Consider the following 20,836-nt stretch of genomic DNA (forward strand, 5'->3'; position numbering starts at 1 on the left):
GCTTACCTCGTTGCCGCCGCCTGGAACGCGCGTTCCAGATCGGCAATCAAATCTTCACTGTCTTCAATACCCACGGAAATGCGCAGCAGGCTCTCGGAGATGCCGGCCGCTGCCCGCGCCTCCGCCGCCATGCCGGCGTGGGTCATGGTCGCTGCATGCGAGATCAGGCTTTCTACGCCGCCCAGCGATTCTGCCAGAGTAAACAGCTCAAGGGCAGAGAGAAAACGGCGCAGCACCGCTTCATCGCCGTCCAGTTCAAAACTCAGCATCGCGCCGAAGCCGCGCTGCTGCCGGCGGGCGATCTCATGCCCCGGATTTTCCGGCAGGGAGGGATGATACAGCTTTTTCACCAGCGGTTGCTGCTGTAAATAGCCGACAATCGCTTCGGCGTTTTGCTGCGCCGCCTTGATGCGTGGCGACAGCGTGCGCATGCCGCGCAGCAGCAGATAGCTGTCGAACGCGCCGCCGGTCACGCCGATATTGTTCGCCCACCAGGCCAATTCGACCGCCAGCTCGGGATCTTTGGCAATCACCGCACCGGCCACCACGTCCGAATGCCCGTTCAGGTATTTGGTGCAAGAATGGACCACCAGATCGGCACCCAGTTCGATCGGCTGTTGCAGGGCCGGGCTGAGGAAGGTGTTGTCCACCACCGTCAACGCGCCCGCTGCGTGTGCGGCGGCGCAGATCGCCGCGATGTCCACCACCCGCAGCAGCGGATTGCTGGGGCTTTCAATCAGCACCAGCTTCGGCTTTTGCGCCAGCGCCTGCTGCAGGGAGGCTTCATTACCCTGATCGACGAACAGCACGCGATAGGCGCCACGCTTGCTCAGGCTGTCGAACAACCGATAGCTGCCGCCGTAACAGTCGTGCGGCGCCACCAGCAGATCGCCCGGCTTCAACAGCACGGTGGTCACCAGATGGATCGCCGACATCCCGCTGCCGGTCATCACCGCGCCGGCGCCGCCTTCCAGCTCCGCCAACGCGCGTTGCACCACGTCGCGCGTCGGGTTGCCGCGGCGCGAGTAATCATGGGCTCGGGGTTGGTTGAAGTCGGTAAAGTTATAGGTGCTGGACAAATGAATCGGCGGGACAACGCAGCCATACTGTTCGTCGTCGTTCAGGCCGCTGCGTACGGCAATCGTGGCTGGTTTACGCGTCATGGGCTCGCTCGGCTCTCGGTTCGGTGAATGAGGCCTAAAGAGTAATCGCAGGATTGATAGACGTCAATACATCTGGACATCTAAACTTCTCTGCGTATAGATTGAGCAATGGCACAATACCCGCTAAAATTATGCCGATATGACATGACGATAAGATGTTAAGCCACAATGTCCGGCCAAGGCGGGGCATTCAGTGACCCTGGTCGCGTAAAATTGACATTTATTTAGTGAGAACAGTGAAGATCGGGCATAATTGGCCGGTTTTTAGAATTTTGTAATTTTTCTGACAAAGTTAAGGTGTCCCATGGCTGAGTGGAACGGCGAGTATGTCAGCCCTTACGCTGAACACGGTAAAAAAAGCGAGCAAGTCAAAAAGATCACGGTATCCATTCCGCTGAAGGTCCTGAAAATCCTCACCGACGAACGGACCCGTCGCCAGGTGAACAACCTGCGCCACGCCACCAACAGCGAACTGCTGTGCGAAGCGTTTCTGCATGCCTTTACCGGCCAGCCGCTGCCGAACGATGAAGACCTGCGCAAAGAGCGCAGCGATGAAATCCCGGAAGCCGCAAAAGTGTTGATGCGCGAACTGGGTGTCGATCCCGATACCTGGGAATATTGAGAACCGCCCGGCGAACGCCGGCGGCAGAAACGAAAAAAGGCGCCAAAGGCGCCTTTTTCATCGGACGATAAGAAATCTTATTTCTTAGCGCCTGGTACGCTGAAACGCTTGTTGAAGCGGTCAACGCGGCCACCGGTAGCAACGTCACGCTGCTTGCCAGTGTAGAACGGGTGGCATGCGCCACAAACGTCCAGGTTCAGATCGTGGCCCACGGTGGAGCGGATCTTCATCACGTTACCGCAAGAGCAGTTAGCAGTAACTTCTTCGTATTTTGGGTGGATACCTTGTTTCATGGGAAACCTCAGTTAAGGCCGTGTCGCTATCCAGCCCTGTTTCGCCAGACACCACACGTGGTTGATAATAGAATTTTGGTATCGAATTATACCAAAGGCGGCAAATTATACAGCATTAGTCGGGGCGCGCAATCGGAACCGTACATTTGCCGATGCGCCGTGTAAACTGATGCCCACTTTTTTCAATTTGGATGAGATCATGCCCGTCGTACACGTTGCCTTGCCGGTCCCCCTCGCCCGCACCTTCGACTATCTGCTGCCGCCCGGCATGCAGCCGGTGGCCGGCGCGCGCGTGGGCGTCCCTTGGGGCAGGCAGCATGCGATCGGCATCGTCACCGGCTGCAGCGACACCAGCGAACTGCCGCTGGACAAGCTCAAACCGATCGACAGCGTGATCGACGCCGAGTCTCTGTTCTCCCCCAGCCTGTGGCGCATCCTGCGCTGGGCCAGCGATTACTATCACTACCCCATAGGCGAAGTGCTGTTTCACGCGCTACCGATCCTGCTGCGGCAAGGCAAACCGGCCGAAGCCGCGCCGCTGTGGCAATGGTTCGCCACCGAAGAGGGGCGCGCCACCCCGCCCGAAAGCCTGAAACGCGCGCCGAAACAGCAGCAGGCGCTGGCGGCGCTGCTGCAACGCCCGGTCTACCGCCATCAGGTCAGCCAGCTGGAACTGACGGAAAGCGCCCTGCAGGCGCTGCGTGCCAAAGGGCTGATCGATCTGCGCGCTCAGGTCGCGGATACGCACGACTGGCGCCCCAATTTCGCGGTGCTCGGCGAGCGGCTGCGGCTGAACACTGAACAGGCTACCGCCGTCGGGGCGATCAGAAGCGAGGATGAGCAGTTCGCCGCCTGGCTGCTGGCCGGGGTGACCGGCTCCGGCAAAACCGAGGTCTACCTCAGCGTGCTGGAGAACGTGCTGGCTAAAGGCCGGCAGGCGCTGGTGCTGGTGCCGGAAATCGGCCTGACGCCGCAAACCATCGCCCGCTTTCGCGAGCGCTTCAACGCGCCGATAGACGTGCTGCACTCCGGGCTGAACGACAGCGAGCGGCTGGCGGTTTGGCTGCGCGCGCGCAGCGGCGAAGCCGCCATCGTCATCGGCACCCGTTCGGCGCTGTTCACGCCGTTCCGTCAGCTGGGCGTGATCATCATCGACGAAGAGCACGACAGCTCTTATAAACAGCAGGAAGGCTGGCGCTATCACGCCCGCGATCTGGCGGTGTTCCGCGCCCGGGAAGAGGACATCCCGATGGTGATGGGCTCCGCGACCCCGGCATTGGAAACGCTGCACAACGTGCAACTGGGCAAATATCGCCAGCTGAAGCTCACCCAGCGCGCGGGCAACGCCAAACCGGCAGCGCAGCACCTGATCGATCTGAAGGGGCTGCCGCTGAAGGTCGGCCTGTCGCAGCCGCTGCTGAAGAGCATGCAGCACCATTTAAAAGCCGGCAATCAGGTGATGTTGTTCCTCAACCGCCGCGGTTACGCCCCGGCGCTGCTGTGCCACGAATGCGGCTGGATTGCCGAGTGCCAACGCTGCGATCACTACTACACCTTCCACCAGCACCAGCGTCAGCTGCGTTGCCACCACTGCGACAGCCAGCGGCCGGTGCCGCACCAGTGCCCGCAGTGCGGCTCCACCCACCTGGTATCGGTCGGCGTCGGCACCGAACAGCTGGAGCAGGAGCTGGCGCCGCTGTTCCCCGATACGCCGATCACTCGCATCGATCGCGACACCACCAGCCGCAAGGGAGCGCTTGAGCAGCACCTGGCGGATATCCATCGCGGCGAAGCGCGCATTCTGATCGGCACGCAGATGCTGGCCAAGGGCCACCATTTTCCCGACGTCACCCTGGTGGCGTTGCTGGACGTGGACGGTGCGCTGTTCTCCGCCGACTTCCGCTCCGCCGAGCGTTTCGCCCAGCTGTATACCCAGGTCTCCGGGCGGGCCGGCCGCGCAGGCAAACAGGGGGAAGTGCTGCTGCAAACCCACCATCCGGAGCATCCGCTGCTGCAGGTGCTGCTGCAACAGGGTTACGACGCCTTCGCCAAACAGACGCTGGCGGAGCGCAACAGCGTGTTTCTGCCGCCTTACACCAGCCATATCATCGTGCGCGCCGAAGATCACGATAACCAGCAGGCTCCGCTATTCCTGCAGCAGCTGCGCAACCTGCTGGAAGCCAGCCCGCTGAAGGACGATTCGCTGTGGGTAATGGGGCCGGTGCCGGCGCTGCAGTCCAAACGCGGCGGCCGTTTCCGCTGGCAGCTGCTGCTGCAGCACCCGACGCGGCGCGTCCTGCAACAGCTGATGAAAAGCTCGCTGCCGCTGATCGGCACCCTGCCGCAAACGCGCAAGGTGAAATGGACGCTGGATGTCGATCCGATCGACAGCTGATCCCGGAAAAGTCCGATTTAGCTGCCGCAGTGCAAACGTTTACCCTTGAAATTGCGAGCGAACGCTAAAAAACCTTCTCAGGTCACATTTTTTATGCAAATTAGGTAACAAAGGCGGGACATATTCTGTTTAGAATGTCTGCGAGGGCAAATTTTGTCGCCACATCGCAGCGCGACGGAGTGCCCGAACGCGAGTGGCGCTCAATGACAACAATCTCGCCACCGCATGCCGGACATTGTGAGCAAACAGCAGTAGTGGCGTCGGCATGGGGCTGACGCAAGGAGAAAGGCGTTGGAACACAAGAAAGAGTTATCCATGGCGACCATGAAAGACGTCGCCGAAATGGCGGGCGTTTCAACGGCTACCGTATCGCGTGCGCTGATGAACCCGGAAAAGGTGTCAACGCCGACGCGCCAAAAGGTGGAACAGGCCGTGCTGGCCGTGGGTTATTCTCCTCATGCTCTGTCACGCAATATCAAGCGCAACGAATCCCGCACCATCCTGGTGATCGTGCCCGACATCTGCGATCCGTTTTTCGCCGATGTGATCCAGGGGATCGAACAGACCGCTGCCCAGCAAGGCTATCTGGTGCTGATCGGCGACTGCGCCCAGCAAAACCAGCAAGAGCGTACCTTCGTCAATCTGATCATCACCAAACAGATCGACGGCATGTTGCTGCTGGGCTCCAACCTGCCGTTCGACGCCAGCAAGGAAGAGCAGCGCAACCTGCCACCGATGGTGATGGCCAACGAATTCGCCCCCGAGCTGGAACTGCCGACGGTGCATATCGACAACCTGACCGCCGCCTTTGAAGCCGTGCATTATTTGCATCAATTGGGCCACCGGCAGATCGCCTGTATCGCCGGGCCGGAACAGATGCCGCTGAGCCATTATCGGCTGCAGGGTTACGTTCAAGCGCTACGTCGTAATGGCATTACCGTCGAAAGCAGCTATATTACCCGGGGTGATTTTACCTACGAAGCCGGCGCGCAAGCGCTGACGGCGCTGATGGCTCAGCCGAAACCGCCGACGGCGGTGTTCTGCCACAGCGACGTCATGGCGATCGGCGTGCTGTCCCAGGCGAAGAAAATGGGGCTGCGGGTACCGCAGGATCTGTCGATCGTCGGCTTTGACGACCTCAAGCTGGCGCAGTATTGCGATCCGCCGCTGACCACGGTGGCGCAGCCGCGCTTCCAGATCGGCCAGCAGGCGATGTTGTTGCTGTTGGAGCAGTTGAACGGCCAGACGGTGGCCAGCGGCTCCCGGCTATTGGACAGTGAATTGATTATCAGAGGCAGCACCGCTGCCCCGAAACGCTAGTCAAATATTTTAGGGTTCAGTAACATGACGGACTTATCCTTTCATCAGGACACAGCGGAATAATAGTGGCACAAAAAGACTATGTAAGCCGTGGGCGCGCAGCAGGAGCTAAGCGTAAAACCCCCAGCCGTAAAAAACGCAGTTCTCCGAAGGTTTCCAAAACCGTGCTGGCGTTAGCCGCCGCGTTGCTGGTTGTCTTTGTCGGTGGCCTCTATTTCATTACGCACAACAAGCCAGAAGACGCGCCGTTGTTGCCTGCGCACACCACGCGCCCCGGCAACGGCCTGCCGCCGAAGCCGGAAGAGCGCTGGCGCTACATCAAAGAGCTGGAAAATCGGCAGATCGGCGTGCAAACCCCGACCGAACCGACGGCCGGCGGCGAGCTCAACTCCAAAACTCAGTTGACCGCCGAACAGCGGCAGCTGCTGGAGCAGATGCAGGCCGACATGCAGCAGCGCCCGACGCAGCTGAACGAAGTGCCGTATAACGATCCGGGCCAGGCCAACGCGCGCAGCAACCGCCAGCAGCAGCAGATGCAACAACAGCAAATGCAGCAGCAACCTGTGCAGCAACAGCAGCAGGTCAGCCAGCCGCCGCGCAACCCGTTCAACAACGGGGCCACCACCGCGCCGGTGCAGCAGCACCCGCAGCCAAAACCGACTACCCAACAACCGGTGCAGGTGAAACAGCCTGAGCCGAAGCCGCAACCGAAGCCGGAGCCGAAACCGGAAGTGAAACAGGAAACGGCCAAGCAGGAAACCAAACCGGAGTCGAAGCAGAAGTGGATGGTGCAATGCGGTTCGTTCCGCGCCACCGATCAGGCTGAATCCGTGCGCGCGCGCCTGGCGTTCGAAGGCATCGAGAGCCGCATCACCGCCGGCGGCGGTTGGAATCGCGTCGTGCTCGGCCCTTACAGCAGCCGCGCCGCCGCGGACAAAACCCTTTCGCGCCTGAAGGGCGTCGGCATGTCGAGTTGCATTCCCCTCTCCGTTGGGGGTTGAAAAGCGTCAATCCCCCCCCATCTATACTCTCAATATGCCTCGTAGCGTCTGCGAAAGCAGGCGCTGCGGGGACTTCTTTCCGTCTTTAACGAGGGTCTGCTCGTGACAACAATTGTAAGCGTACGCCGCAACGGCCAGGTCGTCATCGGTGGTGATGGCCAGGCAACCCTGGGTAATACGGTGATGAAGGGTAACGTCAAGAAAGTGCGTCGCCTGTATAACGACAAAGTGATCGCCGGTTTCGCTGGTGGCACCGCTGACGCCTTCACGCTGTTTGAACTGTTTGAACGCAAACTGGAAATGCATCAGGGCCACCTGGTGAAAGCCGCCGTCGAGCTGGCGAAAGACTGGCGCACCGATCGCATGCTGCGCAAGCTCGAAGCGCTGCTGGCGGTCGCCGATGAAAACGCTTCGCTGATCATCACCGGCAACGGCGATGTGGTGCAGCCGGAAAACGATCTGATCGCCATCGGCTCCGGCGGCCCGTACGCCCAGGCCGCAGCCCGCGCCATGTTGGAAAATACCGAACTGAGCGCCCGCGACATCGTTGAGAAATCCCTCAACATCGCTGGCGACATCTGTATTTACACCAACCATTTCCACACCATTGAAGAATTGCCTTCCAAAGCGTAAGGATCGAATACCATGTCTGAAATGACCCCGCGCGAGATCGTCAGCGAACTGGACAGCTATATCATTGGCCAAAACAAGGCCAAACGCGCTGTCGCCATTGCCCTGCGCAACCGCTGGCGCCGGATGCAGCTCAACGAGATGCTGCGCCACGAAGTGACCCCGAAAAACATTCTGATGATCGGCCCGACCGGTGTCGGTAAAACCGAAATCGCCCGTCGTCTGGCGAAGCTGGCCAACGCGCCGTTCATCAAGGTTGAAGCCACCAAGTTCACCGAAGTGGGCTATGTGGGCAAAGAAGTGGATTCCATCATCCGCGATCTGACCGATGCCGCCATCAAAATGGTGCGCATGCAGTCGATCGAGAAAAACCGCACCCGTGCCGAAGAGTTGGCCGAAGAGCGCATTCTCGACGTGCTGATCCCGCCGGCCAAGAACAACTGGGGCCAGCCGGAAGAGCATCAGGAGCCGTCCGCCGCCCGCCAGGCATTCCGCAAGAAACTGCGCGAAGGCCAGTTGGACGACAAAGAGATCGAAATCGATCTGGCCGCCGCGCCGATGGGCGTGGAAATCATGGCGCCTCCGGGCATGGAAGAGATGACCAACCAGCTGCAGTCGATGTTCCAGAACCTCGGCGGCCAGAAGCAAAAGCCGCGCAAGGTGAAGATCAAAGAAGCCTTCAAGCTGCTGGTGGAAGAAGAAGCCGCCAAGCTGGTGAACCCGGAAGAGCTGAAAGAGCAGGCGATCGAAGCGGTTGAACAGCACGGCATCGTGTTTATCGACGAGATCGACAAAATCTGTAAGCGCGGCGGCCAGAGCTCCGGCCCGGACGTCTCGCGCGAAGGCGTGCAGCGCGATCTGCTGCCGCTGGTGGAAGGCTGCACCGTGTCGACCAAGCACGGTATGGTGAAGACCGACCACATCCTGTTCATCGCTTCCGGCGCATTCCAGACCGCCAATCCGTCGGATCTGATCCCGGAACTGCAGGGCCGTCTGCCGATCCGCGTTGAGCTGCAGGCGCTGACTACCGAAGACTTCGAGCGCATCCTGACCGAACCGAGCGCGTCGCTGACCGAGCAGTACAAAGCGCTGATGGGCACCGAAGGCGTCAACATCGAGTTCACCGCCGACGGCATCCGCCGCATCGCCGAAGCCGCGTGGCAGGTCAACGAAAGCACCGAGAACATCGGCGCGCGTCGTCTGCACACCGTGCTGGAGCGTCTGATGGAAGATATTTCCTACGATGCGAGTGAAATTAATGGCCAATCCATTACAATTGATGCGGATTACGTGCGCAGTCATCTGGATGAACTGGTGGCGGATGAAGATTTGAGTCGTTTTATCCTATAATCGCTCAATCATTGTCTTGTCAGTCATCTGTGTGGGAGGCATTGCCTCCCACAATTATTTGTAACGGACACAGAAGCGAAACATGAGCTCATCAACCTCCACCACCCCGATCTCCGCCTGGCTGGAAAGTCTACGCCCCCGCACCCTGCCGTTGGCTTTTGCCTCCATCGTGGTCGGCTCGGCCATCGCCGCCTGGCACGGCAGCCTGAAACCTGAAGTGGCGCTGCTGGCGCTGTTGACCGCCGGCCTGCTGCAGATCCTCTCCAACCTGGCGAACGACTACGGCGATGCGGTCAAAGGCAGCGACAAAGAAGATCGCATCGGGCCCTTGCGCGGCATGCAAAAAGGCATGATCACCCAGGCGCAGATGAAACGGGCGCTGGTGGTGACGGTGGTGCTGATCGCCCTCGCCGGCTGTTCGCTGATCGCCGTCGCCTGCGAGCAACCCAGCGACGTAGTGGGCTTCCTGGTGCTGGGCGGGCTGTCTATCGTGGCGGCCATCACCTATACCGTCGGCAACAAGCCCTACGGGTATTTGGGGCTGGGCGACATCTCGGTGCTGGTGTTCTTCGGCTGGCTGAGCGTAGCCGGCACCTACTATCTGCAAACGCACACCTTCGACAGCGTCGTGATGCTGCCGGCCACCGCCTGCGGTCTGCTGGCGACGGCGGTGCTCAACATCAACAATCTGCGCGATATCGAGAGCGATCGCGAAAACGGCAAGAACACGCTGGCGGTGCGTCTCGGCCCGCACAAGGCGCGCATTTACCATGCCCTGCTGCTCGGCGGCGCGGTGCTGTGTTTCGCGCTGTTTACGCTGTTCAATCTCCACAGCCCGTGGGGCTGGCTGTTCGTGCTGGCGATCCCGCTGTTGGTGCGTCACGGCCTGCGCGTACTGCGCGATCCGACGCCGGTCGGCATGCGGCCGATGCTGGAGCACATGGTCAAGGCGGCGTTGCTGGCCAACCTGCTGTTCGCCATCGGCGTGGCGCTCAGTTAAAAACTGATGATTTTGCCAACAGGGCGAATAAAGGGATATACTGAACATTCCAGCGGCAAACAGACGTAAAATCCTATGAAATACGATACTTCCGAACTTTGCGACATCTATCATGAAGAGGTGAACGTTGTTGAACCTCTGTTCTCCAATTTTGGCGGGCGTACTTCATTTGGCGGGCAGATCACCACGGTGAAATGCTTTGAGGATAACGGCCTGTTGTTCGATCTGCTTGAAGAAAACGGCCGCGGCCGCGTGCTGTTGGTCGACGGCGGCGGGTCGGTACGCCGGGCGCTGATCAACGCCGAACTGGCGCGCCTGGCCGCCCAGAACGAATGGGAAGGCATCGTGGTGTACGGCGCGGTGCGTCAGGTGGACGATCTGGAAGAGCTCGACATCGGCATTCAGGCGATGGCGGCGATCCCGGTGGGTGCCGTGAGCGAAGGCGTGGGCGAAAGCGATATCCGCGTCAACTTCGGTGGCGTCACCTTCTTCTCCGGCGATCACCTGTATGCCGACAACACCGGCATCATCCTCTCCGAAGACCCGCTCGACATCGAGTGATTTTCGGTCATGAAAAAGGGCGCCTGAGGCGCCCTTTTCGTTGCTGCATGGCGTGAGGAATCAGACCTCTTCCATTTTGCCCAGCAGAGCGCGCAGGCGATCTTGCCATACGTGCTGTTCTTCTTTCAGCTGTTGGTTTTCGCGCACCAGCGCTTCGTGGTTGCCGGAGGCAGCCTGAACTTCCTGCGACAGAGAATTGTTTTTGTCTTTCAGCTCTTCAATTTCCATCTGCAACAAGGTGATGGTATCAATCGCCTGCTGTACTTTTGCTTCCAGTTTCTCAAATACTTCAAATGACATGCTTCAGTCCCCTCATGATAGCAAGGCGTACATCTATAAGTAGCGGCCGCAACATCGGCTGCAGCTACTGCGAATATTGCATCGCGCTCAGTGACGCGCGCCGTTACGGAAGGCGCGCCAGTCTCGATTCGTTAAAAACGATTGTAAGTAGCCAGTCTCCGCCTGTCTAGCAACATACCGGATCATCGCGCAGTCTGTTGCAATTTTCCTGCCCCCGCCATCAGCAAAAACTGAAAATCCCCGCCGCCGCCACCGCGAGTTGTTAACAACCCTCGCCAAATCACTGGTCAGATCACACTTTTATGGCTCAGAAAGAACACTAAACGACGCGAAATCGCTCAATTTTATGACGCGCCACACACATTTTGATTTCGCTATTTCTCGTTTATGTTCGTTAACGATAAATTTACATCACGTCCTTATTCAATAATTGGACGAGATGAAAAAAACTGTGCCCATAGGCCGGATGTATACCCAACTGAGCCTATAAACCAACAACCGCCGTTTTGCAGGACAACAACATTATGAGCCAAACCACCAGTCCGACATTAAAAGGCCAGTGCATCGCCGAGTTCCTCGGCACGGCGCTGCTGATCTTCTTTGGCGTAGGCTGCGTTGCCGCGCTGAAACTGGCGGGCGCCAGCTTCGGCCAGTGGGAAATCAGCATCATTTGGGGCCTGGGCGTCGCCATGGCCATCTATCTGACCGCCGCCATTTCCGGCGCGCATCTCAACCCCGCGGTCACCCTCGCCCTGTGGCTGTTCGCCTGCTTCGACGGGCGCAAAGTGGTGCCTTACATCATTGCGCAGGTCGCCGGTGCCTTCTGCGCCGCCGCCCTGGTCTATGGGCTGTACTACAACCTGTTCTTCGACTTCGAAGCGGCTCACCACATGGTGCGCGGCAGCAACGAAAGCCTCGAACTGGCCAGCATCTTCTCGACTTACCCTAACGCGCACATCTCCGTCGGCCAGGCCTTCCTGGTAGAAATGGTGATCGCCGCCATTCTGATGTGCCTGATCCTGGCGCTGACCGACGACGGCAACGGCATTCCGCGCGGCCCGCTGGCGCCGCTGCTGATCGGTATTCTGATTGCCGTGATCGGCGCCTCCATGGGACCATTGACCGGCTTTGCGTTGAACCCGGCGCGCGACTTCGGGCCGAAACTGTTCGCCTACCTGGCCGGCTGGGGCAAAGTCGCCTTCACCGGCGCACGCGACATCCCGTACTTCCTGGTGCCGATCTTCGCCCCTATCGTCGGCTGTGGCCTGGGCGCTTTCGGTTACCGCGCGCTGATTGGCCGCCACCTGCCGTGCGACGTCTGCGTGACGGAAGAAGAGCCTGATGCCAAGACCCAGCAGCGCAAAGCGTGATGGGTGCAGTTTTAAACGGTTAACAACAGCAGGATAATTACCATGACTGTAGAAAAAAAATACATTGTCGCACTCGACCAAGGGACCACCAGTTCACGCGCCGTCGTGCTCGATCACGACGCCAACATCGTTGCGGTATCGCAGCGCGAATTCCCGCAGATCTATCCAAAGGCCGGCTGGGTTGAGCACGACCCGATGGAGATCTGGGCGTCGCAAAGCTCGACGCTGGTAGAAGTGCTGGCGAAAGCCGACATCAGTTCCGATCAGATCGCCGGCATCGGCATCACCAACCAGCGCGAAACCACCATCGTCTGGGAAAAAGAGACCGGCAAGCCGATTTACAACGCCATCGTCTGGCAGTGCCGCCGCACCGCCGACATCTGCGAGAAGCTCAAGCGCGACGGTCTGGAAGAGTACATCCGTCACAACACCGGCCTGGTGGTTGACCCGTACTTCTCCGGCACCAAGGTGAAGTGGATCCTGGACAACGTCGAAGGCGCCCGCGAGCGCGCCAAGCGCGGCGAACTGCTGTTCGGTACCGTCGATACCTGGCTGGTGTGGAAAATGACCCAGGGGCGCGTACACGTCACCGATTACACCAACGCCTCACGCACCATGATGTTCAACATCCACGAGCTGGACTGGGATGAGCGCATGCTGGAAGTGCTGGATATCCCGCGCGCCATGCTGCCGAAAGTCCGTCCTTCCTCCGAGGTATACGGCCAGACCAACATCGGCGGTAAGGGCGGCACGCGTATTCCTATCGCCGGTATCGCCGGAGACCAGCAGGCGGCGCTGTACGGCCAGCTGTGCGTTCAACCGGGCATGGCGAAGAATACCTACGGCACCGGCTGCTTCCTGCTGATGAACACCGGCAAAGAAGCGGTGCGCTCGAAAAACGGCCTGCTGACCACCATCGCCTGCGGCCCGCGCGGCGAAGTGAACTATGCGCTGGAAGGCGCGGTGTTCATCGGCGGTGCGTCTATCCAGTGGCTGCGCGACGAGCTGAAATTGATCAGCGACGCCGCCGACTCCGAATACTTCGCCACCAAGGTGAAAGACAGCAACGGCGTCTATGTGGTGCCGGCCTTCACCGGCCTGGGCGCCCCTTACTGGGATCCGTATGCTCGCGGCGCCATCTTCGGCCTGACCCGTGGCGCCAACAGCAACCACATCATCCGCGCCACGCTGGAATCCATCGCCTTCCAGACCCGTGACGTGCTGGACGCCATGCAGGCCGACGCCGACACCCGCCTGCAATCGCTGCGCGTGGACGGCGGCGCGGTCGCCAACAACTTCCTGATGCAGTTCCAGTCCGATATCCTCGGCACCCGCGTGGAACGCCCTGAAGTGCGTGAATCGACGGCGCTGGGCGCCGCGTTCCTGGCGGGCCTGGCCATCGGCTACTGGAACGATCTGGATGAAGTGAAGAGCAAAGCGGTGATTGAGCGTGAATTCCGCCCAAGCATCGAAACCACCGAACGTAACTACCGCTACAGCGGCTGGAAAAAAGCGGTGGCTCGCGCTCAGGCGTGGGAAGATCACGACTAAACCCAGCCTTGTCGTTCCCCCCAAATTGCGCTGCCTGCGGGCGGCGCTTTTTTTTGCCCCGCCCCGCCACCGCTGCGCTGTGATAGACTTTGCCGATATTTTCTTCCCTTTCTCACAGACAGGTTTGCCATGAAACGTGAATTAGCCATCGAATTCTCCCGCGTTACCGAAGCCGCCGCGCTGGCGGGCTACAAATGGCTGGGACGCGGCGACAAGAACGCCGCCGACGGCGCGGCGGTCCACGCCATGCGCATCATGCTCAACAAAGTGGATATCGATGGCCGCATCGTGATCGGCGAAGGCGAGATCGACGAAGCGCCGATGCTGTATATCGGCGAACAGGTCGGCACCGGCCAGGGCGACGCGGTCGACATCGCGGTCGATCCGATCGAAGGCACCCGCATGACCGCCATGGGCCAGTCCAATGCGCTGGCGGTATTGGCGGTGGGCGATCGCGGCACCTTCCTGCACGCGCCGGACATGTACATGGAGAAGCTGGTGGTCGGCCCGGCAGCGCGCGGCGCCATCGATCTCAACCTGCCGCTGGCGGAGAACCTGCAGAACGTCGCCGCACGGCTGGGCAAACTGCTGTCGCAGCTGACGGTGATCGTCTTGGCCAAACCGCGCCACGACGGCGTCATCGCGCAGATGCAGCAGCTGGGCGTGCGGGTGTTCGCCATTCCTGACGGCGACGTGGCGGCCTCCATTCTCACCTGCATGCCGGAAAGCGAGGTCGATGTGATGTATGGCATCGGCGGCGCGCCGGAAGGGGTGATCTCCGCGGCGGTGATCCGCGCGCTGGACGGCGACATGCAGGCGCGTTTGCTGCCGCGCCATAAGGTGAAAGGCGACAGCGCCGAGAACCGCCGCATCGGCGAACAGGAGCTAGCGCGCTGCCGGGAAATGGGTATCGAGGCCGGTCAGGTGCTGCGCATGGACCAGATGGCGCGCAACGACAACGTGATCTTCTCCGCCACCGGCATCACCAAGGGCGATCTGCTGGAGGGCATCAGCCGCCAGGGCAACATGGCCACGACCGAAACCCTGCTGATCCGCGGCAAGTCGCGCACCATCCGCCGCATCCGCTCAACCCACTATCTGGATCGCAAGGACCCGGCGCTGCACGAATTTTTGCTGTAAGCCGGCAAGAGACCGCCCCCAGCCGCCGCTGAGGGCGGGTTCATCCCGCCACCGGCGTTTTGGCGGGCAGCAGTTTTCCACGCAACAGCAGCCACAGCGTCTTCACCATCAGGCCGATGAGCAGCAGGTTGGCCAACGCGAACAGCCCCCAGGCAAGCACTTGCATATCTGCTCCGCGCTGGCTCTGCAGCAACCGCAGCGACGCGTTCGCCATCGCCGATAAGCCGAACGAGAAAGCCCACATGCCCGGGCTGAAGCCACCGGCAAAAAACCAACGCACCAACCTGAACATAAAAAACAGCTGCAGCAGGCCGTAGCCCAACAGGATTAAGGCGAACGTATCGAAGTCGTTGCCATTGACGCATAACCACGCATAGCAGGCGACAAAGGCCGGAGCCAGCTGAATACCGATAACGCCGCGGGCAGCGGCCGGCAGCGCGGTCTTGGTGCGCAGGCGGTGGATGATGGCGGGTTCGAGGGTCAGCCATGAAATCAAACCGGCGCCAAGAAACATCATGCCGATATCATGATGGCCGGCGGTGCCAAACGCCATCGCGCAGATAAAGTTAGCGGCCACCGTCGGCAGGTAGAATCCCGGCGTCGTGGCCTCCGATGCGAACTCGCCGCGCCACAACGGCGCGCAGCGCCAGGCCGAGAAAATGAGCTGGCCGATGGAGCCCGTGACCATCAGCCCATTCGCCAACGGCAGGCTGTAGGGGTGCAGGCCGATGGACACCAGCACGCCGCCCGCCGGGAGCAAGCTGATAAAACTGAACTGAGTGTTGCTGCGAAACTCGTCACGCACCGCGCGTGGTTCTGTCAGGCCGCGACAGAGATAGACCAGCGCCAGCACCAGCCAGATGGCACTGCCGAGAAAGATGAGCGACTCGCCCAGCCAGCCGGGCCCATAGCCGAGCGTGGCGGCGTATCGCCAGGCGCTGCCGAGGCCGAAAACCCCCAGAACCATCCCAAAGAAGCCGACGGGAACACGTTGAATGAACTGCAGTGATGACATAGCGAATAACCCGGAAAAACACTGTCGGTAAAGTGTATACCGATCGCCGCAGCGCAGTAATAATCTGGGTCAAAACCGGCGGCATGACCTTAGTCGTCTTGCAAGACTAAGGCCTGCACCGGTTCGGGAAGGGTGTTATGCGGTATGCCCCTGATGTTGCATCCGGTTGGACAGCGGCCACCAGCACAGCAGGATCAGCAGCGCCATCGCGAACATCAGCAATCCGAGGCTGAACTGCCCGGTTTGCGGCAGCATGGCAGAAAGCCAGGTCGCGAGCCCCGATCCCATATTCTGCATGCCGCCCACCAGCGCGCCCGCCGCGCCGGCCAGGTAAGGGAACGGCTCCATCGCCCCGGTGGTTGCCAGCGGGAACAGCATGCCGGCGCCGAAGAAGAACAGCGCAGCCGGCACGATCAGCGTCCAGATGTTCATCACGCCGAACCAGCCCGGGATCCACATCATCGCCCCCGCCAGCAGGCAGCTAATCACCGAATGCCACATCAGCGTGTGGAAGGTCTTGCCGTCGCGCCCGGCGTACCAGGCGCCGAAAAACGCCGCCGGGATCGGCAGAATGAACAGGATGCTGACGGTCAGGCCACTGAGCCCCAACACGCCGCCCATCAACACGCCACAGCTGGCCTCGAATACCGCAATGCCCGCCAGCGCGCCGATCAACATCACCAGATAGCAGCTGAAGGTGCTGTCGCCCAGCAGCTGGCGGAAACTGGCCAGCATGCGGCGTTTTTCCGTTTGCACCGGGCGGGTTTCCGGCAGCCAGCGGAACATGGCGAAGGCGACGCAGGCGCACAGCGCCAGCAGAAAGGCGTAGCTGGCACGCCAGCCGAACACCATCGCCAATGCGCCGCCGATCACCGGCGCCAGCAGCGGGCTGACCAAAATCCCCATGTTCAACAAACTGTTGGCATAGCGCAGCGCGGTGCCGGCATACAGATCGCGCGGCATAGTGCGCGCCATCACGCCCGCCACGCCGGTGCCCATCCCCTGGATGGCGCTGGCGGCGACCAGCATCGTCAGGTTGGTGGACAGCAGCGCGCCCAGCGCGCCGACCAGGAAGATCATCATGCCGGTCAGGATCACCGGGCGACGCCCGATACGATCCGATATCGGCCCGTAAATCAGCTGGGAGAAACCGTAGGTCAGCAGATATGCCGCCATCACCCGTTGCACGGAGCCGGTGCGAACCGACAGATCGTGGGCGATATCAGCAATAACGGGAACATAAATGGTTTGCGCCATCTGGCCGACGGCGACTAACAGGATAAGCATCACCAGCAGGTGAAAATTTTCTAGTTTTCTCATTATCTTCGTTAACGTTTCAACTCGTCACAGCGTCCCGGTATGGCCGTTGCAGCAGCCAGAACGGCGAGCAGCCCTCTATGGCGGCATAAACTAATCAAATCTGATTTTTTTAGCGAGTTTCAGGCAGATATTGATCCAGGTCACACTGGCAGAAAACCCGACCAGGCTCGTAAATTAAACTGTACGTCTAACGCTTTAGAGTTAAAAATAGCGCCCTTGCAGTAGCCGCGCTTTAGCATTTAATCGATAATTATTTTCATCAACTTGAAATAAAATAACACCATAGGGATTTGGTTCATGAAAACACCTGAGCTGATTTTATTGCAGTTAAAGGCTCTCGGCCCGCACTCGGCCAAAATGCTGGCGGAGCGTCTGGACATCACGCCGATGGGCATCCGACAACATCTGCAATCCCTGGAAAAACGTGAGTTGGTTTGTTACGAAGAAGCGCGTAGCAAGGTCGGCCGCCCGACGCGTTACTGGTCACTGACCGAGCGAGGGCATGCCTTTGCCGCCGCCGATCAGGAGCGGCTGCGGGCATCCGCGCTGGAGCTGTTTGGCGGCGCCGGGGTGGAGCCGTTGCTCAGCGCGCGCGAAGAGCAGCTTTATCTGCGTTATGCCGAAGAGCTGTCCGCCGAGCGCAGCCATCAGGACCGGTTAGCCCGCCTGGTGCGCCTGCGGCAACACGACGGTTACATGGCCGAATTGCTCGACCACCCGCACGGCGCGCTGCTGGTGGAAAACCACTGCCCGATCGGCGTGGCCGGCTCCAACTGCAGCAGCCTGTGCAATTCCGAGCTGCAGCTGTTTCACCGCCTGTTCGGCAACGACTACCGGGTAGAGCGCACCGCGCACGCCATTTCCGGCTCACGACATTGTGCTTATTTGATTCGACCACGGGAGCTTTAGAGTATGGCTGAATGGGTAAACGGCAAGGTTACGCAGGTAAAACAATGGACCGACGGGCTGTTCAGCCTGGTGGTCAATGCCCCCATCGATCCTTTCACCGCCGGGCAATTCGCCAAGCTGGCGCTGGAGATCGACGGCGAACGGGTGCAGCGCGCCTACTCCTACGTCAATGCCCCCGACGACGCTAATCTGGAGTTCTATCTGGTCACCGTGCCGGAAGGCAAACTGAGCCCGCGCCTCAGTCAGCTGCAGCCGGGATCGGACGTGATGGTAACCAAAGAAGCGGCCGGCTTCTTCGTGCTGGACGAGGTGCCCGACTGCGACACGCTGTGGATGCTGGCGACCGGCACCGCCATCGGCCCCTATTTATCGATTCTGCAGCAGGGCATCGGCCTGGAGCGCTTTAACAACCTGGTGCTGGTGCACGCCGCGCGCTTTGCGCGTGACCTCAGCTACCTGCCGCTGATGCAACAACTGCAGCAGCGCTACAACGGCAAGCTGCGCATCCAGACCGTCGTCAGCCGCGAAGAAACACCCGGTTCACTGACCGGCCGTGTACCGGCGCTGATCGAGGACGGCCGGCTGGAAGCGGCGATCGGCTTGACCATCGACGCCGAAACCAGCCACGTGATGCTGTGCGGCAACCCGCAAATGGTGCGGGACACGCAGCAAACGCTGAAAGATCACCGCGAGATGCGCAAGCATCTGCGCCGCAAGCCGGGCCACATCACCAGCGAACACTACTGGTAACCCGAAGGGGATCAGCGGAACTTCACCGGTTCGGCTTCCGGGCCGAACCGATTGTCTCCCGGCGTGCCGACGAAGGCGCCCAGATCGATCATCATCATCACGATAATCAGCGTCGGGATGAAACGCCCGACGCCCCATTGCCAGATCGGCGCCAGCATCTGCCAGTTCCCCGCCGCCAGCATCCATGCCAGGATCAGCAGCAGCGCCCACCAGCCGGCCTTGTTGCGATCGTGCAGGCGTTTGACCAGCACCGCCGCCGTCGGCCACAGCAGCGCCACGATAAAGAAGGCGATGGATTGGATGGCGATCAGCTGATAATTGGCCAGCGTAAACGCCACCGCCATCAGCACCAACCACAGCCCCATCCAAATCCAGAAGTCGCGCCGCCCGATGCGGCCCTTAAAAGAAAAACACCACTGTTGTAACGTCATCGATTCCTGCGCTCTAAGCCTGCCCATATTCTGCGCCGCAGTGTAACATAGGCGCTGCCAGGCCGAGTTTTCCGCCTCGTATAACGCGGTGCGCCGCACAGCTTTCTCGTCAGCGAACCGATAACGGCGTGGGATCTTTGACAAGCCCCGCGGGTTATCGCTTTAATCGGAGCCATCTTTGTCCTTGATGCCATACGCCATGCTGAGAAAAACCCTCGTCATCGCCTGCCTGTTGCAGGCCGCCGCCAACGCCTGGGCCGATCCGCCGCCCGCCGATGCAACGCCCGCCGCACCTTACCTGCTGGCCGGGGCGCCGACGTTCGATCTGACGGTGGTCAAATTCCGCGAAAAATACAATCGCGACAACCCGAAGCTGCCGATTGGCGAATTCCGCGCCATTCCCGCCGCCGAAGACGATTCGCCACTGCTGACGCGCGCCGCCAGCAAACTCAACGAAAACCTGTACGCCTCCACCGCGCTGGAGAAAGGCACAGGTAAAATCAAAACGTTGCAGATCACTCACCTGCCGCTGCAGCAGGCCAATGAAGAAAAAGCCGCGCGCGCCATCGCCATCAGCTATATGGCGGCGCTGATGCGCCAGTTCGAACCGGCATTGACGGTGGAACAGAGCCAGAACAAGGTGAACAGCCTGCTGGAAAAAGGCAAAGGATCGCGTTTTTACCAACAGCAGGTCGGCGCCATTCGCTATGTCGTCTCGGACAACGGCGATAAAGGCGTAACCTTCGCGGTTGAACCGATTAAGCTGGCGCTTTCCGAGCCGTAACGGCGCGGCATTTAATGACGAAAAGCAAAGCCTTCGCGCTTAATGATCTCTATACTGTTGGGCAGGTAAACTGCCGGTCCGGCAGTTGTCATTTCGACTCTCGCGTTCCCTAGTTGGAGGAAAAAACATGCGTCATCCATTAGTTATGGGTAACTGGAAGCTTAACGGCAGCACCCACATGGTCAACGAACTGATCGCCGGCCTGCGCAATGAGCTGAGCAGCGTTGACGGCTGTGGCGTCGCCATCGCCCCGCCGGTGATGTACCTGGATCAGGCCAAGCACGCGCTGGCCGGCAGCCGCATCGCGCTGGGCGCGCAGAACGTGGACGTTAACCTGTCCGGCGCCTTCACCGGTGAAGTTTCCGCCAACATGCTGAAAGACGTCGGCGCCCAGTACATCATCATCGGCCACTCCGAGCGTCGCACCTACCACAAAGAAAGCGACGAAGTCATCGCCGAGAAATTCGCCGTGCTGCAAGAAGCCGGCCTGATCCCGGTGCTGTGCATCGGTGAAACCGAAGCGGAAAACGAAGCGGGCAAAACCGAAGAAGTGTGCGCACGCCAGATCGACGCCGTGCTGAAAACGCTGGGCGCGCCGGCGATGAAAGGCACCGTGATCGCCTATGAGCCGGTCTGGGCCATCGGCACCGGCAAGTCCGCTACCCCTGCGCAGGCGCAGGCCGTACACAAATTTATCCGTGACCACATCGCCAAGCACGATGCCGCGGTTGCCGCTGAAATCATCATCCAGTACGGCGGTTCGGTGAACGACAAGAACGCCGCAGAGCTGTTCGGTCAGCCAGACATCGACGGTGCGCTGGTTGGCGGCGCCTCGCTGAAAGCCGACGCTTTCGCCGTGATCGTCAAAGCCGCTGCCGCAGCGAAAAAAGCCTGATTGCCTTAGGCTTGCCATAAAAAAACCCCGGCTTGC

General features: G+C 60.2%; 21 protein-coding genes. 15 read left to right on the top strand and 6 right to left on the bottom strand.

Annotated elements, in window-relative coordinates; genetic code table 11:
• Positions 1-2 precede the first annotated feature (2 nt).
• Complete coding sequence (gene metB / locus ACYF6X_RS23640; protein WP_130017749.1) at positions 3-1,163, bottom strand: cystathionine gamma-synthase; 1,161 nt, start codon at positions 1,161-1,163, stop codon at positions 3-5.
• Between the two features lie 304 nt (positions 1,164-1,467).
• Here metB and metJ point away from each other — a divergent pair, with 304 nt between their 5' ends.
• The gene (metJ, locus tag ACYF6X_RS23645; protein WP_006317756.1) at positions 1,468-1,785 is read left to right on the top strand and encodes a met regulon transcriptional regulator MetJ; all 318 of its coding nucleotides are present in this window, start codon (positions 1,468-1,470) and stop codon (positions 1,783-1,785) included.
• A gap of 77 nt (positions 1,786-1,862) precedes the next feature.
• On the opposite strand, the gene rpmE is transcribed toward metJ, so the two are convergent.
• Entirely contained in the window at positions 1,863-2,078 is a 216-nt protein-coding gene (gene rpmE, locus ACYF6X_RS23650) for a 50S ribosomal protein L31 (RefSeq protein WP_004931078.1), read from the bottom strand.
• A 199-nt stretch (positions 2,079-2,277) separates the two neighbouring features.
• Here rpmE and priA point away from each other — a divergent pair, with 199 nt between their 5' ends.
• From priA to rraA, 7 genes are all read left to right on the top strand, one after another.
• Entirely contained in the window at positions 2,278-4,473 is a 2,196-nt protein-coding gene (priA, locus tag ACYF6X_RS23655; protein ID WP_130017750.1) for a primosomal protein N', read from the top strand.
• A gap of 291 nt (positions 4,474-4,764) precedes the next feature.
• Complete coding sequence (cytR, locus tag ACYF6X_RS23660; protein WP_063991329.1) at positions 4,765-5,793, top strand: DNA-binding transcriptional regulator CytR; 1,029 nt, start codon at positions 4,765-4,767, stop codon at positions 5,791-5,793.
• Between the two features lie 65 nt (positions 5,794-5,858).
• Entirely contained in the window at positions 5,859-6,794 is a 936-nt protein-coding gene (gene ftsN / locus ACYF6X_RS23665; RefSeq protein WP_107228027.1) for a cell division protein FtsN, read from the top strand.
• A 102-nt stretch (positions 6,795-6,896) separates the two neighbouring features.
• Complete coding sequence (hslV, locus tag ACYF6X_RS23670; protein ID WP_033649891.1) at positions 6,897-7,427, top strand: ATP-dependent protease subunit HslV; 531 nt, start codon at positions 6,897-6,899, stop codon at positions 7,425-7,427.
• 12 nt (positions 7,428-7,439) lie between these two features.
• Positions 7,440-8,774: an HslU--HslV peptidase ATPase subunit gene (gene hslU / locus ACYF6X_RS23675; RefSeq protein ID WP_025304663.1), complete on the top strand. Its 1,335-nt coding sequence runs from the start codon at positions 7,440-7,442 to the stop codon at positions 8,772-8,774.
• A gap of 82 nt (positions 8,775-8,856) precedes the next feature.
• On the top strand, positions 8,857-9,774 hold the full coding sequence (locus ACYF6X_RS23680; protein WP_015379416.1) for a 1,4-dihydroxy-2-naphthoate polyprenyltransferase: 918 nt from the start codon (positions 8,857-8,859) through the stop codon (positions 9,772-9,774).
• 75 nt (positions 9,775-9,849) lie between these two features.
• Complete coding sequence (gene rraA, locus ACYF6X_RS23685) at positions 9,850-10,335, top strand: ribonuclease E activity regulator RraA (protein WP_038872664.1); 486 nt, start codon at positions 9,850-9,852, stop codon at positions 10,333-10,335.
• 60 nt (positions 10,336-10,395) lie between these two features.
• Here rraA and zapB read toward each other — a convergent pair whose 3' ends face one another.
• The gene (gene zapB, locus ACYF6X_RS23690; protein WP_004931092.1) at positions 10,396-10,635 is read right to left on the bottom strand and encodes a septal ring assembly protein ZapB; all 240 of its coding nucleotides are present in this window, start codon (positions 10,633-10,635) and stop codon (positions 10,396-10,398) included.
• 524 nt (positions 10,636-11,159) lie between these two features.
• Between zapB and ACYF6X_RS23695 the strand changes: the two genes are divergently transcribed.
• The 3 genes from ACYF6X_RS23695 (at position 11,160) to glpX (ending at position 14,696) form a co-directional block, all read left to right on the top strand.
• Positions 11,160-12,005, top strand: coding sequence for an MIP/aquaporin family protein (locus ACYF6X_RS23695; protein ID WP_039569603.1), 846 nt, complete (start codon positions 11,160-11,162; stop codon positions 12,003-12,005).
• A 42-nt stretch (positions 12,006-12,047) separates the two neighbouring features.
• On the top strand, positions 12,048-13,556 hold the full coding sequence (gene glpK / locus ACYF6X_RS23700; RefSeq protein WP_063991327.1) for a glycerol kinase GlpK: 1,509 nt from the start codon (positions 12,048-12,050) through the stop codon (positions 13,554-13,556).
• A 129-nt stretch (positions 13,557-13,685) separates the two neighbouring features.
• Positions 13,686-14,696, top strand: a complete 1,011-nt coding sequence (gene glpX / locus ACYF6X_RS23705) for a class II fructose-bisphosphatase (RefSeq protein ID WP_130017751.1) — start codon at positions 13,686-13,688, stop codon at positions 14,694-14,696.
• Positions 14,697-14,736: 40 nt separating this feature from the next.
• Here the strand turns inward: glpX and tehA are convergent, their stop codons facing one another.
• Together tehA and emrD are read right to left on the bottom strand one after the other, a co-directional pair.
• Positions 14,737-15,711, bottom strand: coding sequence for a dicarboxylate transporter/tellurite-resistance protein TehA (tehA, locus tag ACYF6X_RS23710; RefSeq protein ID WP_130017752.1), 975 nt, complete (start codon positions 15,709-15,711; stop codon positions 14,737-14,739).
• 135 nt (positions 15,712-15,846) lie between these two features.
• Complete coding sequence (emrD, locus tag ACYF6X_RS23715) at positions 15,847-17,031, bottom strand: multidrug efflux MFS transporter EmrD (protein WP_130017753.1); 1,185 nt, start codon at positions 17,029-17,031, stop codon at positions 15,847-15,849.
• 297 nt (positions 17,032-17,328) lie between these two features.
• On the opposite strand from emrD, the gene ACYF6X_RS23720 reads away from it, so the two are divergent.
• Complete coding sequence (locus ACYF6X_RS23720) at positions 17,329-17,940, top strand: helix-turn-helix transcriptional regulator (protein WP_063991323.1); 612 nt, start codon at positions 17,329-17,331, stop codon at positions 17,938-17,940.
• 3 nt (positions 17,941-17,943) lie between these two features.
• Positions 17,944-18,690, top strand: coding sequence for a ferredoxin--NADP(+) reductase (fpr, locus tag ACYF6X_RS23725; RefSeq protein ID WP_107228031.1), 747 nt, complete (start codon positions 17,944-17,946; stop codon positions 18,688-18,690).
• A gap of 11 nt (positions 18,691-18,701) precedes the next feature.
• On the opposite strand, the gene ACYF6X_RS23730 is transcribed toward fpr, so the two are convergent.
• Complete coding sequence (locus tag ACYF6X_RS23730; RefSeq protein WP_063991321.1) at positions 18,702-19,121, bottom strand: DUF805 domain-containing protein; 420 nt, start codon at positions 19,119-19,121, stop codon at positions 18,702-18,704.
• Between the two features lie 199 nt (positions 19,122-19,320).
• On the opposite strand from ACYF6X_RS23730, the gene ACYF6X_RS23735 reads away from it, so the two are divergent.
• Positions 19,321-19,905 carry a DUF1454 family protein gene (locus tag ACYF6X_RS23735; RefSeq protein WP_063991320.1) on the top strand — a complete coding sequence of 195 codons (585 nt, stop codon included), beginning with the start codon at positions 19,321-19,323 and terminating at the stop codon, positions 19,903-19,905.
• Positions 19,906-20,032: 127 nt separating this feature from the next.
• On the top strand, positions 20,033-20,800 hold the full coding sequence (gene tpiA / locus ACYF6X_RS23740; protein WP_130017754.1) for a triose-phosphate isomerase: 768 nt from the start codon (positions 20,033-20,035) through the stop codon (positions 20,798-20,800).
• Positions 20,801-20,836: the final 36 nt, after the last annotated feature.

The organism is Serratia sp. ID 25-353 (genome assembly GCF_054792795.1).

Bases quoted from the DNA above. Each gene is read 5' to 3' on its own strand.
- metB (WP_130017749.1), bottom strand. From the start codon at position 1,163: ATGACGCGTAAACCAGCCACGATTGCCGTACGCAGCGGCCTGAACGAC.
- glpK (WP_063991327.1), top strand. From the start codon at position 12,048: ATGACTGTAGAAAAAAAATACATTGTCGCACTCGACCAAGGGACCACC.
- priA (WP_130017750.1), top strand. From the start codon at position 2,278: ATGCCCGTCGTACACGTTGCCTTGCCGGTCCCCCTCGCCCGCACCTTC.
- ACYF6X_RS23730 (WP_063991321.1), bottom strand. From the start codon at position 19,121: ATGACGTTACAACAGTGGTGTTTTTCTTTTAAGGGCCGCATCGGGCGG.
- emrD (WP_130017753.1), bottom strand. From the start codon at position 17,031: ATGAGAAAACTAGAAAATTTTCACCTGCTGGTGATGCTTATCCTGTTA.
- tehA (WP_130017752.1), bottom strand. From the start codon at position 15,711: ATGTCATCACTGCAGTTCATTCAACGTGTTCCCGTCGGCTTCTTTGGG.
- ACYF6X_RS23720 (WP_063991323.1), top strand. From the start codon at position 17,329: ATGAAAACACCTGAGCTGATTTTATTGCAGTTAAAGGCTCTCGGCCCG.
- hslU (WP_025304663.1), top strand. From the start codon at position 7,440: ATGTCTGAAATGACCCCGCGCGAGATCGTCAGCGAACTGGACAGCTAT.
- ACYF6X_RS23695 (WP_039569603.1), top strand. From the start codon at position 11,160: ATGAGCCAAACCACCAGTCCGACATTAAAAGGCCAGTGCATCGCCGAG.
- glpX (WP_130017751.1), top strand. From the start codon at position 13,686: ATGAAACGTGAATTAGCCATCGAATTCTCCCGCGTTACCGAAGCCGCC.
- fpr (WP_107228031.1), top strand. From the start codon at position 17,944: ATGGCTGAATGGGTAAACGGCAAGGTTACGCAGGTAAAACAATGGACC.
- ACYF6X_RS23735 (WP_063991320.1), top strand. From the start codon at position 19,321: ATGCTGAGAAAAACCCTCGTCATCGCCTGCCTGTTGCAGGCCGCCGCC.
- zapB (WP_004931092.1), bottom strand. From the start codon at position 10,635: ATGTCATTTGAAGTATTTGAGAAACTGGAAGCAAAAGTACAGCAGGCG.
- ACYF6X_RS23680 (WP_015379416.1), top strand. From the start codon at position 8,857: ATGAGCTCATCAACCTCCACCACCCCGATCTCCGCCTGGCTGGAAAGT.
- tpiA (WP_130017754.1), top strand. From the start codon at position 20,033: ATGCGTCATCCATTAGTTATGGGTAACTGGAAGCTTAACGGCAGCACC.
- rraA (WP_038872664.1), top strand. From the start codon at position 9,850: ATGAAATACGATACTTCCGAACTTTGCGACATCTATCATGAAGAGGTG.
- metJ (WP_006317756.1), top strand. From the start codon at position 1,468: ATGGCTGAGTGGAACGGCGAGTATGTCAGCCCTTACGCTGAACACGGT.
- rpmE (WP_004931078.1), bottom strand. From the start codon at position 2,078: ATGAAACAAGGTATCCACCCAAAATACGAAGAAGTTACTGCTAACTGC.